Raw genomic sequence first — 13072 nt, 5'->3', positions numbered from 1 at the left:
CCCTTACTTCTTCATCTGCTCCTTCAAGGCAGCGAGCTTTGCGAAGGGAGAATCCGGATCGATCGGCTTTTCCTTGCGTGGGGGCTTTGCCTCGAAGCGCAACGGCTGCGGGCCGCCGCGGTTGTTGTTGCGATCCTTGCGATCGCCGCGGTCCTGACGGTCGCCGCGCTGCTCGTTGCGATCGCCCCGTCCCTGCTGCGGCTTACCGCCATCCTTGCCGCGATGTTGGCGGTTGCCGTCACGGCCTTCGCCACCTTCACCACCTTGGCGACGCTGGCCATTTCCGCGATCTTGGCCGCGATTGTTGCCGCCGCGGCGTTCGCCACCCGGGCTGCGGGCCTGACGCTGATTGTCCGTACGGCCACCGAGGCGCCAAAGAAGAACCGGCTTCGGTTCCTCAGCTTCTTCGGACGTTACGGCAACCGGCTGTTCTTCAGCCGCGACCTCAACGGCGGGAGCCTCCGAGGCAGGCTCCTCCGACGCGCTGTCGGCATCGTCGTGATCGGCCTTCTCCGCGCTGTCGTCGGAGGTGGCCTCGGCCGTCGGCGCCGCCGAGGCGTCCTGAACCGACAGATGAGCTGCTGCCTCTTCTGCCTTTACGGCATCAGCGCGATAGCCGAGCCCCTTCAGGATCTCTTCCATATCCTCGAGCGTTGCACCGAGGATGGAAAGCATAGCGGTCGTTGTCGTGAAGCGACGGCCGTCATATGCGCCTTCAGGACGGTTGGCCTGGCCAGGCTTCCACTGAAGCAACGGGCGGATGATATCCGCAAGGCGCTCCAGGATGTCGATGCGAACTGCGCGTTTGCCAAGGAATCGGAAGCCAGCCAGCTTGTAGAAGGTGCGCTCGAAAGCTGGATCTGTCACCACCGACGTGCGGCCTGCAGCCAGAACGGGAATGAGATCGCCGTAGCCGGGCTTGTCGAGACCGTCGTTCTTTAGCGCCCAGAGAAGCGTGATGAGCTCGGCTGGAGCAGGCTTCAGAAGGGCAGGGACGAAGATGTGATAGGCGCCGAACCGGACGCCATAGCGGCGCATCGAGGCGCGCGCATCCTGATCCAGCGACTTCACCTCTTCGGTCACATCGCGTCGGAACAGGACGCCGAGATTCTCGACGAGCTGGAACGCCAGACCCTTTGCCAGGCCCTGCAGGTCTTCTGCGCGCGACAAATCGTCGAGCGGCTTCAGAACCGTACTGATGTGATGATTGACGAACCGCTCGATACGAGCTGCCACGTGGTCGCGGGCATTGCCGGTCAGCTGCTCGTCGGCGAGCAGGATGACGCGCGGGCGCATCACATGATCACTGCCCGCAAGGCGCGCTACCGGATCGCCCAACCAACGGATCGCGCCGTCGGAGCTGATCGCGAGATCGCCGTTGCCGGCCGCATGGAGGCGCGCGGCACGTGCCTCGAATTCCAGAGCGAGCGCCTTTTGCGAGGCAGACTGAACAGCCTTGGCGTCCGGCCCTTCCGCTCCCGAAATGGGCGTGAACCGGAATCCCGACAACTGCCCCACATGATGTCCTTCAACGAAGACATCGCCATTTACACTGATTTCAGCTTCCAGCATCGCATTCTCTCTCAGGCGCTTCATGAGCACAGATGTCCTGCGATCAACAAAGCGTTTCGTCAACCTTTCATGTAACGCATCGGACAATCGATCTTCGATTTCCCGCGTCTTTTCCTGCCAGTGTGTCGGATCGGCAAGCCAATTGGGCCGATTCGATACATAGGTCCAAGTCCTTATCTGCGCGATTCGCGCCGAAAGCGTGTCAATCTCGCCGTCCGTTCGATCTGCGCGATGTATCTGCTCGGCGAGGAAATCCTCGTTTACCGTGCCATAGCGAACGAGATCGGAAAAGAGGGTGGAGATCAGATCGGCATGTTGCGCCGGCGCAATGCGCCGGTAGTCCGGAAGCGCGCAGGCCTCCCACAACTTCTCGACGCGCGATGGATTGGTCGCAAGGTCGATGATTTCGGGGTAGCGCGACAGGTGTTCCAGCGCCTGCTGGTCGACCGCAGGCAAAGCGCGCGTCAGGCCGGGAACAGTGGGTCCGGTCTCAAGGCTTGTGCGTAGCGCGTGAATGGAAGCGAAATCGAGGTTCTTCGTGCGCCATTGCAGCACTTTCACGTTGTCGAACTCATGGCCTTCGATGCGTTCGACCAGCTCCTCGTCGAAGGGATCGACCTGGCCTGTGACACCAAAAGTCCCATCGCGAACGTGCCGGCCGGCACGGCCTGCAATCTGCCCGAGTTCGGCGGGGTTCAGGTTGCGGAACTGATAGCCGTCGAATTTGCGATCTTGAGCAAAGGCGACGTGGTCGACGTCGAGATTGAGCCCCATGCCGATCGCATCGGTCGCGACCAGATACTCGACATCTCCAGCCTGATAAAGCGCTACCTGCGCATTGCGCGTACGCGGGCTAAGGGCTCCGAGAACGACGGCCGCTCCGCCGCGCTGTCTGCGGATCAATTCCGCGATCGCGTAGACTTCATCCGCCGAGAAGGCGACGATTGCCGAGCGCTGCGGCAGGCGCGTGATCTTCTTCTGTCCAGCATAGAAAAGGTGGGAAAGTCGGGGTCGCTCGACCACCGTGATCCCAGGGAGAAGCTGCTGCAAGATCGGTCGCATCGTACCGGCGCCAAGCAACAGCGTTTCGTCGCGACCGCGCAAATGCAGAATACGATCGGTGAAGATATGCCCCCGCTCCAGATCGCCAGCGAGCTGAACTTCATCAATGGCGACGAACGCTGCCTTGGTCTCGCGTGGCATTGCCTCGACCGTACAGACCGAAAAGCGGGCATTGGGAGGCGATATCTTCTCCTCGCCCGTCACCAGTGCAACGTTCTGAACTCCGACCTTTTCGGCGACGCGCGTGTAAACCTCACGCGCCAGCAGTCGCAGCGGCAGGCCGATCACGCCGGTGCCATGTGCAACCATGCGCTCAATGGCATAATGCGTTTTGCCGGTATTGGTTGGCCCGAGCACCGCGGTTACCCCGCGTCCACTCAGTATCATCGGCTGCGATGTCAGTGTCATGGTCCTGCAGATGAGGCCGGGGAGCCCCAGATCAAGTCAGCTCCTCTCCGAAGCAGACAACACATGGACAGCCGTTGTCGCAAAGGCAAGGGCTGATTTGAATTTCCTCCGCAGTTTCTGTTGCGCGAATAGCTTGCAGATTGCTCGTTTTCCGATTCGGAACAGCTTGAGAACGAATCGGAGACGAATCGCTGACTCCGCCTGATTCAGTGTTTGTTCACGGCTAAGTATTGATTTTGAATCGCTTTTTCCCACAAGATGCTGAATCGGAAAATTCACGTCCTGCGTGCAGCGTGATTTGCATCCGCTCTGTCAACCGCCCTTGCCGAAAATCTTAAGGCGAATTTCTGCCGGAGCCTTTCGCGATGTTACCTGCATTCCACGGAGCGGCAGAAAACGATGTGGTTCGAATGATTTTGCTGCCAAAGCTAAACATTTGATACGCACGGAACAAAAATCGGTGATGCGTGTTTCTCGTCCATTCCTGGTGTAATGACGTCGAGGACTTGAACCATGCTTGGAACCATACTTCTCATTATCCTTATTCTGCTTTTGATCGGAGCCTTACCAAATTGGGGTTACAGCCGCGGCTGGGGCTATGGACCTTCTGGTGGTTTAGGGCTAGTTCTCGTGATTATTATTATTCTTGTGTTACTCGGTCGTATCTAAGCGACGGAAAAAACTGGGAGTTATGTCATGATGAAGAAGATTGTGCTCATTGGCGCCCTCGTTGGCGCGCTTGCTTCCTGCACGGCGACGGAACAGGGCACCGCAATCGGTGCAGGTACTGGCGCTATCATTGGTGGTGCTGTCAGCAACAGCTGGGGTGGCGCTGCAGTTGGCGCCGTTGCCGGCGGTCTTGCCGGTGCGCTTATCGGTCAGTCGGTCGAACGCCGCGGCTACTGCGTCTACAGAGACCGGTATGGCCGCCGCTACGAGGCACGTTGCCCGCGCTACTAAGTCGAGCGGTCTGGGCTCAATCTCAATCCGAAACTCGAAGCGCCGGTTCTGCCGGCGCTTTTTCATTTGTTTACCAGCTCTAATCCGCAAGAAAAAAGGCCGCGTTTGCTACGCGGCCTTTGCTTTCACATATCGATGAACGATCAATTCTTGGCGCGTTCGACGTAGGAATTGTCTTCCGTTGCAATGACGACGCGTGTGCCGGCGTCAATATGCGGGGGTACCAAGGTGCGGATGCCATTCGAAAGCATTGCCGGCTTGTAGGAAGACGACGCCGTCTGGCCCTTCACAACCGGTTCGGTTTCGGTGATTTCGAGAATGACGTGGCGCGGAAGCTCGAGCGCCAGCGGAACACCTTCATGGATCGACAGGATGCAGGTCATGCCTTCCTGCAGGTAGGCCTTCTGATCGCCCATCGTTTCATCGTTCACGACCACCTGGTCATAGGTCGCCGGGTTCATGAAGTGGAACCCCTCGCCGTCCTCGTAAAGATATTGGAAGTTCACGTCTTCGACGAAGGCGCGCTCGACTTGCTCGGTCGTACGCCAGCGTTCGGAAACCTTTACGCCGTCGACGATACGACGCATGTCAACCTGGGTGACCGGCGTGCCCTTGCCCGGATGAAAGTTCTGGGCAGTCAGAACGACGTAGAGTTTGCCATCTACGTCGAGAACGTTGCCCTTGCGGACGGAAGAGGCGATGACCTTGACCATTAAGACTTCCTTGTAACTCGGCTTTTGGCGTCGTAGAGGACTGTCGATACGGCCTCCGAGACGCAACTGATTGTTCTTTGGGGGCGCAACTAACCTAAAATCCGGCAAATAGCCAGCCCCAGCGTTGGATAGACCGGTCAGGACGATGTCAATGAAACCCTCGATCGCCAAAGTATCGCCGTGGTGGACGCCGAGCGTGCATGCGGACCGCCGCCCGTTCCTGCTCGGGCGGAATGCGATCCAGACGGCCCTGCGCGGCTATTTCCTAAGCGAGGACTTTCTGGAGGTCGACACTGCCACCCTGCAAGTGTCGCCAGGCAACGAGGCGCATCTGCACGCCTTTGCTACCCAAGCGCTGACGACCGACGGCCAGACAGCAGCACCGCTATATCTGCACACTTCGCCTGAATTTGCCTGCAAGAAACTGCTTTCGGCCGGAGAACAGCGCATCGCCTGCTTCGCTCACGTTTATCGCAACCGCGAGCGCGGTCCGCTGCATCATCCGGAATTCACCATGCTTGAATGGTATCGCGTGGGCGAAAGCTATGAGAGCCTGATGATGGATTGCGTTCGCATTCTGGCCCTTGCTGCAGAAACCATGAAGACAACGCGGCTCACCTATCGAGGGAGCGAGTGCGATCCGTTCGCGGGGCCGGACCGGATAAGCGTTGCCGCAGCCTTCGACCGCTACGCCGGTATAGATCTGCTGGCGTCCGTGTCCGCCGATGGCACGACGGATCGGGCGCATCTCGCGGACCAGGTAAAGCGGACCGGCATGCGCGTTGCCGAAGATGACGGCTGGGCGGATTTGTTCAGCCGCGTGCTGGTCGAAAAGGTGGAACCGCATCTAGGCTTTGGCCGTGTCACCATTCTGGACGAGTATCCGGTATCGGAAGCTGCGCTGGCGCGTCCTTCCGCGAGCGATCCCCGGGTTGCCGAACGTTTCGAGGTCTACGCCTGCGGCGTCGAGCTTGCAAACGGCTTCGGCGAGCTTACCAATGCGGCCGAACAGCGCCGCCGCTTCGAGATCGAGATGTCCGAGAAAGTGCGCATCTACGGCGAAAGCTATCCCCTCGACGAGGATTTCCTGGAGGCGCTTGCCATCATGCCCGAGGCAAGCGGCATTGCGCTCGGTTTCGATCGGTTGGTGATGTTGGCAACCGGGGCGTCGCGGATCGATCAGGTAATGTGGGCGCCGGTCGCGGAGTACGGCACATGAACAGCATCACAGCCATCAAGACCGTCGAGGGTCTGGAACGCGCCGGGTTGCTTGGCGAAAGAGACCGGGACGCTTTGGCGGATGTCGCCGCACGCTACGCCATCGCATTGACGCCGACGGTCGTGGGTCTGGTTGATCCTGCGAATGATGCCGACCCGATTGCCCGGCAGTTCGTTCCTGACGCGGCCGAGCTGATCGTTGCGCCTGAAGAACGTGCGGATCCGATCGGCGACGAGGCCCATAGTCCCGTGCAAGGCATCGTTCATCGCTATCCGGATCGCGTGCTGTTGAAAGCCGTGCATGTGTGCCCGGTCTACTGCCGCTTCTGTTTTCGCCGCGAAATGGTCGGTCCACAAGGCTTGGGGACATTGGACTCTGAGGCGATGTCGGCAGCTTTTGCCTACATTCGCGACCACCAGGAAATCTGGGAAGTGATCCTGACGGGCGGCGATCCGTTAATCCTCTCCCCGCGACGGCTCGAAGAGATTCTTCGGGAACTGGCACTGATCGATCAAGTGAAGATCGTGCGGTTCCACACGCGCGTTCCTGTCGTCGATCCATCAAAGATTGATGCGGCCCTGATTGCGGCGCTGAGAGCGAGTGGGAAGAGCGTTTATGTGGCTTTGCACGCCAATCATCCGCGCGAACTGACAGACGAGGCACGAGCGGCATGTGCGCGCCTGATTGATGCCGGGGTGGTCATGGTCAGCCAGTCGGTGCTGCTCAAGGGCGTCAATGACGATCCGGCCGTGCTCACGGAACTGATGAAGGCTTTCGTCGAGACGCGCGTGAAGCCCTATTATCTGCACCATCCTGACCTGGCTCCCGGGACGAGCCATTTTCGGCTCACGATCGAAGAGGGACAGAAGATCGTCGCGGCTCTGCGTGGTCGGATTTCTGGTCTCTGCCAGCCCACCTATATACTCGACATACCTGGTGGCCATGGCAAAGCCGTGATCGCTGAACAGTCGATCAGAGCGATGGGCGAGGGCTGCTATTCGGTTTCGGATTATCGTGGGACCGAGCACCTGTACCCGCCGCTCGTCTAGTAAAAAATCGCGAGAGAAGTATTGTTTCTGAACAATGTGTCAGAAGACCCCTCTCCTGGCGCGGCGATTGCAATCACGGCAAGAATTTGAAATATCAGCTAAATTTCGCCTCCTCTCGTTTTCTCTTCTAAGAATTTAGCTGACATCATCAGTTCGCTTTAACTACGTCATTTAGCAGAATTTTGTCTTTTCCGGACTACGCCTATCGCGAGAACAAGGCACTTTTCGCCACTCGAGATATGATCATCTTGGAGAAGTCATAATGAATACTACGATCCGTGATCTCCTGGTCAAATTCGGAAAGCTTCCCGTTTCTGTTGACCAAGTTGCCGACGATTCCGACCTCTATGCCGTCGGCCTCACGTCCTTCGCTTCGGTGCAGCTTATGCTTGGCATCGAAGAGGCTTTTGACATCGAGTTTCCCGACAATCTCTTGAATCGAAAGTCTTTCGCCAGCATTGCAGCGATCGCGAGGACTGTCGACCAGATCAAAGATAGCCGGAAGGTCGCCTAAATGAACTTTCCGGTCAAAATCGCGCAAGAGGATCTTGCCGCCAGGGTCGCCCGCGTGGCAGCGATCGCGGCAAAGCATGCAGACTCCGTCGATTTTGATGGGAGGTTCCCGCACGAGGCCGTGGAGGCCATGAGAGCCGAGCGGTTGCTCGGAATTCAGGTCCCACTCCACTTTGGCGGCGAAGGCGCGACGATCGCTGAGATTGCCGAGTTGTGCTCGATGCTTGGTCAGGCTTGTTCTGCGGCTGCCATGGTCTTCGCCATGCACCACATCAAGCTGTGCAGTCTTGTCGAGCACGGCGGCGAGAGCGAATGGCATCGGGCCTTCATGCGGCGCGTGGCGGTTGAGCAATTGCTGATCGCATCGGCGACGACAGAAGGCGGCATAGGCGGCAACCTCAGGAACAGCATCTGCGCGATCGAGGTCGAGGGCGATACCTGCCGTCTGGAGAAGGACGCGACCGTCATATCCTACGGTTCGTACGCCGATGCGATCATGATTACCTCGCGGGCCCACGCAAATTCGGCTTCTTCCGATCAGGTCCTGACCGTTTTCGTCAAGGAGCAGTACGCGCTGGAAAAGACCCACGCGTGGAACACCCTTGGCATGCGTGGCACGTGTTCGGATGGCTTCCTGTTCAAAGGAGAGGCGCCGGCCGAGCAAATTTTGCCGAAGCCATTTGCGGAGATTGCAGCCCAATCGATGCTGGCATCGTCGCACCTTCTTTGGAGCGGCGTCTGGTATGGGATCGCCGTCGATGCTGTGGGTCGTGCCCAGGCGTTCGTTCGTGCTGCCGCACGTAAGTCGCCCGGAGTGCCGCCGCCCGGTGCCCTGCGGTTGGCCGAGGTCTCCAACCTGCTTCAGATGGTTCGCTCGAACGTCGTCGCCGGCCTGAAGGCCTACGAGGATGCCAAGAGCGACGCAGACAAGCTTTCCTCGATGGGCTTTGCCGTCACGATGAACAACGTGAAGATCGCGTCGTCGGAAACGATCCTCGAAATCGTCAATCATGTGATGCTGATCTGCGGGATCATGGGCTACAAGAACGGCACGCCGTTCAGCGTCGGGCGCCATTTGCGCGACGCCCATTCCGCACAACTCATGATCTCGAACGACCGCATCCTCGGCAACACGTCGAGCATGCTTCTTGTCCACAAGCAGGACACTAGCTTACTGGGGTGACGACATGGACGTGCAGACAACGTTTTTGGACAGGCTTTTTGAATCGGGCCTTCTAATCGATACCGGCGTTGACGGTCTTTATGGGCGTAGCGGACAATTCGAAGATGTGATTTCCGCCTTCGAGCGGTTGATCGACAAATTCGGTGGCGCCGACGGCGCTGAGGCGATGCGCTTCCCGCCGGGCATGAACCGCGCCTTCTTCGAGAAAAGTGGTTACATGAAGAGCTTCCCGCAGCTCGCCGGCACCGTCCATAGTTTCTGCGGCAGCGAGCTCGACCACATCGGCCTGCTTCAATGCATGGAAGTGGGCGACGACTGGACAAAGGATCAGCAGGCAACCGACATCGTGCTGACGCCTGCGGCCTGCTATCCGCTTTATCCGACTGTTGCTCGTCGCGGCAAACTGCCGATGAGTGGCGGCCTTTTCGATCTGCAATCCTACTGTTTCCGGCACGAGCCGTCGCAGGACCCGGCGCGCCAGCAGCTCTTCCGCATGCGCGAGTACATCTGCATGGGCACAGAGCAACACGTCACGGATTTCCGGCAGCGCTGGATGGACCGCGGCGTCGAAATGATGAAGGCGGTCGGCCTGGATGTGGCGATCGATGTCGCGAACGATCCCTTCTTCGGCCGGGCTGGCAAGATGCTGGCCAACAATCAGCGCGACCAGAACCTGAAGTTCGAGCTGCTCATTCCGATCACCTCGGTTGCAAAGCCGACGGCCTGCATGAGCTTCAACTATCATCAGGACGCGTTCGGTACGAAATGGGGCCTGTATCTCGAAGATGGCAGCGTCGCTCATACCGCCTGCGTTGGCTTCGGGCTTGAACGCATTGCCCTTGCTCTCTTCCATCACCACGGGCTTGAGGTGAAGCAATGGCCTGCCAAGGTGCGGCAAGCGCTGTGGGGCTGAGCGGTTTGATGACAGCCGTCTTCCCGCGGGCGCGCCCGGACGGCTATCAGTCGCATCCGTTGCACTCCAGCGAGCGCATGTGGCCGGAAACCAATTGCTACGTCGACCTCTGGATCGAAGTATTGAATGCTGCTGGTGCCGCACCGGAAGCGATGCTTGGCTTCACGTTGACGCAGGATTTCGAGGGCGACCAGTTCACCTTCTTCAAGGTGCCCCTCGAGGATCTCGAGTCACTCTACGACGTCCGGGTCACCGAACTTGCCATCTTCGACCGGGTCGAACGGCATGTCGAAACACAGATTGAGCGAGGTCGCCTCTGCCTGATCGAGATGGACTCGTTTTACATGCCCGATACGCAGGGCACCGCCTACCGTACGGAGCATGGCAAGACCACGGTCGCAATCAACAGGCTCGACTTCACCGGCAAGCGCATCGAGTACTTTCACAACGGCGGCTATTTTCAACTCGAGGGAGAGGATTTCGACGGGCTGTTCCAGCTGCATCTATCCGCAGAGGATCCACCGTTCCTCCCCTACACGGAGTTTGCAAAGTTTCCCGTTCGCATGCCTGACGCCGCTCATGTCGGCACTACGGCGCGCAAGCTTCTCGGACCTCACTTCCGCCGCAGACCGACCACCAATCCGATCCGCGCCTTCGCTGAAGTGTTTCCGCAGCAGGTGGAAGCCGTGGCAGAGCGTCCCTTCGGTTTCTTTCACAAATACGCATTCAATACGTTGCGCCAGTTCGGCGCCAATTTCGAGCTTGCCGGAGATTACCTGGCGTGGCTCTCGGCCAGCGAATTCTCCTCCGCCATTGACGATGCGCGTCGAATTTCCGAAGTCGCAAAGTCGGTGCAGTTCCAGCTTGCCCGGGCGGTGACCCGGAAGAAATACGATCCGCTGCGCACGGCGCTTGATCCGGCAGCCGATGCATGGGATTCCATGATGGCTTCTCTCAAGGAGCGCTTGTGAAGCCGGGAGTCTGAGGATGCGGGGACGGTTGGCGAGTGTCGGTGCGGAGGAAACCCTGCTTGCCGAAGGGTGGAATCTGGTCCTGACGGAACCGGGCGCTTGCGCAACGCCCCATGACATTCCCTTGTCCGCGCAGTTTATTGCTGCCGAAGTACCAGGTACCGTCGCCGCAGCTTTGGAAAAGGCGGGGCAGTTCGACCGGGATAATCCGGAGCCGCTCGACACCCGCGACGCATGGTATCTCTGCCGGCTTTTTGACGTCCAGCCCGGTGATGCGATCCTTCGCTTCGAGGGATTGGCGACGCTGTGTCATGTCTTTCTCAACGGCCAGGAGATCCTGTCGTCGGAAAGCATGTTCACAATGCACGAGATACCTGTGACGCTCTCCGGCGGCGACGAGTTGGCGCTGTGCTTCCGAGCCCTTGCGCCGAGGCTGGCCGAGCCCGGCCCACGCGCCCGCTGGCGCCCGCAGATGATCACGCCGCAAGGCTTGAAGAATGTCCGCACGACGCTTCTGGGCCGCATGCCCGGGTGGTGTCCGGAAATTCATGCTGTCGGTCCCTGGCGACCCATCACGGTCGTCCGCCGTGATGTCGTTTCGATCGATAATGTTTCTGTGCGCGGCGTGCTCGAGGCGGATGGCACTGGGCGACTGAGCGTTTCCCTCCATACCAATGTCGACAATCCGGACATCGTGCTTCGGTGCGGAGATATTCAGCAGGCTTTCGAAAAAGTCGGAGAGAAGCACCATTCGGCAATCCTCAGGCTAGAGAACGTCGATCTCTGGTGGCCGCACACGCACGGCGTACCGCAGCTCTATGATTTCTCGATCGTCATTGACGGCGTCGAGCACCATGGGGGCCGAACGGGCTTTCGGCGCATCGACGTCGATCGCGGATCGGGTGGTGATGACTTTGCGCTGGTGGTCAACGGCGAGCGTGTCTTTTGCCGAGGCGCTGTCTGGACGACGGCGGATATCGTTCGGCTGCCGGGCGGCAAGGCGGATTACGAGCCGTTCCTGCGCCTTGCCGCCGAGGCAGGCATGAACATGATCCGCGTCGGCGGCACCATGGCTTACGAGACGCCGGCGTTCTTTCAGCTCTGCGACGAACTCGGTCTGCTCGTCTGGCAGGACTTCATGTTCGCCAACTTCGACTATCCGAAGAACGACAAGGCGCTAACCGCGCACGTCCACGCGGAGGTCGAGGAATTCCTGCACGCCGTTCAGGGATGCCCATCAGTGGCCGTTCTCTGCGGTGGCAGCGAAATCTATCAGCAGGCGGCTATGCTCGGATTGCCGCGTGAATATTGGGCGGGCCCAATCACGGAGGAGATCATTCCGGCGATTGCCGGCCGCATAAGGCCCGATGTGCCGTATGTCGTGAACTCACCCTCGGGTGGTGCGATGCCCTTCTCTCCAGATGCAGGTATTACCCACTACTACGGAGTGGGCGCCTATATGCGGCCGCTCGACGATGCCCGCCGCGCGAATGTTCGCTTCGCAGCTGAGAGCCTGGCTTTCGCCCAGGTGCCGCAGCAGCGAACGCTGCAACGATACCTGGATGTTCCTCCGGTCCACAGCCCGCTATGGAAATCGCGTGTTCCCCGCGATCGAGGCGCGTCCTGGGATTTCGAGGACGTTCGTGACTTCTATCTGACCGAACTTTACGGCGAGGATCCAGCAAGACTTCGTCGTGAAGATCGCGATCGCTATCTGGACCTTTCACGCGTCGTTACCGGCGAAGTTGCGGAAGCGACCTTTGCCGAATGGCGACGCAGCGGGTCGACCTGCAACGGCGCCTTGGTGTGGACCCTGCAGGATTTGATGCCAGGCCCCGGTTGGGGAGTGATCGATTCGACCGCCGAGCCGAAGCCCGTCTGGTATGCTCTGCGCCGCGCCTTTCGGCCGGTTCAGGTGGTGGTGACCGACGAGGGGACCAACGGCCTCGACGTCCATGTGCTGAATGAAACCGAACATACCTTGCAGCTTGATCTCGAGCTGGTTTGCCTGCGACACGGCAGGCAACACGTCGTCAGCGGTGGTCGCATTCTGACTTTGGCGCCCAGAAGCTCCGAAACGTTTGCCGCAACCGATCTCTTCGGTGCGTTTTTTGATACGACCTATGCGTTTCGCTTCGGACCACCGTCGCACGACGTCACTGTCGCCCGGCTACGCCTACCGGACGGTGGCCCTGTGGTGGCAGACGCCTTCCACTTCCCCTTGGGCCGTGCCAAGGCCTTCCACTACGCCGAAATTCAGGTATCCGCAATGCGGCAGGACGACGGGTGGGCCCTCGATCTGTCAACCGACAGGTTCACGCAGTCCGTCCACGTCAGTGTCGATGGCTATCGACCGGATGACGACTGGTTTCATCTTGCGCCAGGTGCCGCCAAGCGCGTCCGACTGCTTCCGCTATCGGGATCTGCAGATAAAAAAGCGCCATCCGGTCAGATCACAAGCCTTGGCAGCTCGCGAACGGCCTTATTTTAAGGCCCAATACCGCGGTCG

At 59.4% G+C, this 13072-nt stretch carries 11 protein-coding genes and 1 pseudogene; 10 read left to right on the top strand and 2 right to left on the bottom strand.

The genetic code is table 11. From position 1 onward, the window contains the following. Positions 1-3: 3 nt before the first annotated feature. Complete coding sequence (locus RGCCGE502_RS23600; RefSeq protein ID WP_019280536.1) at positions 4-3042, bottom strand: helicase-related protein; 3039 nt, start codon at positions 3040-3042, stop codon at positions 4-6. A gap of 513 nt (positions 3043-3555) precedes the next feature. On the opposite strand from RGCCGE502_RS23600, the gene RGCCGE502_RS35725 reads away from it, so the two are divergent. Then, entirely contained in the window at positions 3556-3711 is a 156-nt protein-coding gene (locus RGCCGE502_RS35725; RefSeq protein ID WP_007794620.1) for a DUF3309 family protein, read from the top strand. Between the two features lie 27 nt (positions 3712-3738). Beyond that, a complete protein-coding gene (locus RGCCGE502_RS23595; protein ID WP_007794616.1) occupies positions 3739-4002 on the top strand; it encodes a YMGG-like glycine zipper-containing protein in 264 nt (87 codons plus the stop codon). A gap of 143 nt (positions 4003-4145) precedes the next feature. Here the strand turns inward: RGCCGE502_RS23595 and efp are convergent, their stop codons facing one another. Further along, complete coding sequence (efp, locus tag RGCCGE502_RS23590) at positions 4146-4715, bottom strand: elongation factor P (protein WP_016556716.1); 570 nt, start codon at positions 4713-4715, stop codon at positions 4146-4148. Between the two features lie 151 nt (positions 4716-4866). Between efp and epmA the strand changes: the two genes are divergently transcribed. The 8 genes and pseudogenes from epmA (at position 4867) to RGCCGE502_RS23555 (ending at position 13054) form a co-directional block, all read left to right on the top strand. Further along, complete coding sequence (epmA, locus tag RGCCGE502_RS23585; protein WP_016556715.1) at positions 4867-5934, top strand: EF-P lysine aminoacylase EpmA; 1068 nt, start codon at positions 4867-4869, stop codon at positions 5932-5934. After that, positions 5931-6983, top strand: coding sequence for a lysine-2,3-aminomutase-like protein (locus RGCCGE502_RS23580; protein WP_016556714.1), 1053 nt, complete (start codon positions 5931-5933; stop codon positions 6981-6983). The genes epmA and RGCCGE502_RS23580 overlap by 4 nt, the downstream gene beginning before the upstream one ends. Before the next feature lie 262 nt (positions 6984-7245). After that, positions 7246-7497: an acyl carrier protein gene (locus tag RGCCGE502_RS23575; protein WP_016556713.1), complete on the top strand. Its 252-nt coding sequence runs from the start codon at positions 7246-7248 to the stop codon at positions 7495-7497. Continuing rightward, positions 7498-8679, top strand: a complete 1182-nt coding sequence (locus RGCCGE502_RS23570; RefSeq protein ID WP_016556712.1) for an acyl-CoA dehydrogenase family protein — start codon at positions 7498-7500, stop codon at positions 8677-8679. Positions 8680-8683: 4 nt separating this feature from the next. Then, positions 8684-9592: an amino acid--[acyl-carrier-protein] ligase gene (locus tag RGCCGE502_RS23565; RefSeq protein WP_016556711.1), complete on the top strand. Its 909-nt coding sequence runs from the start codon at positions 8684-8686 to the stop codon at positions 9590-9592. After that, positions 9556-10086: pseudogene (locus RGCCGE502_RS39395) on the top strand (DUF1839 family protein); the annotation flags it as partial. The gene RGCCGE502_RS23565 and the pseudogene RGCCGE502_RS39395, both read left to right, overlap by 37 nt. 69 nt (positions 10087-10155) lie before the next feature. Continuing rightward, complete coding sequence (locus tag RGCCGE502_RS39390) at positions 10156-10563, top strand: DUF1839 family protein (RefSeq protein WP_500690640.1); 408 nt, start codon at positions 10156-10158, stop codon at positions 10561-10563. A 16-nt stretch (positions 10564-10579) separates the two neighbouring features. Then, positions 10580-13054, top strand: coding sequence for a glycoside hydrolase family 2 protein (locus RGCCGE502_RS23555; RefSeq protein WP_016556709.1), 2475 nt, complete (start codon positions 10580-10582; stop codon positions 13052-13054). Positions 13055-13072 lie beyond the last annotated feature (18 nt).

Source organism: Rhizobium grahamii CCGE 502, from assembly GCF_000298315.2.
GTDB lineage: Bacteria > Pseudomonadota > Alphaproteobacteria > Rhizobiales > Rhizobiaceae > Rhizobium > Rhizobium grahamii.
Note: the sequence above shows the minus strand (reverse complement) of the source record. Positions and strands in the feature narration are given on the sequence as shown.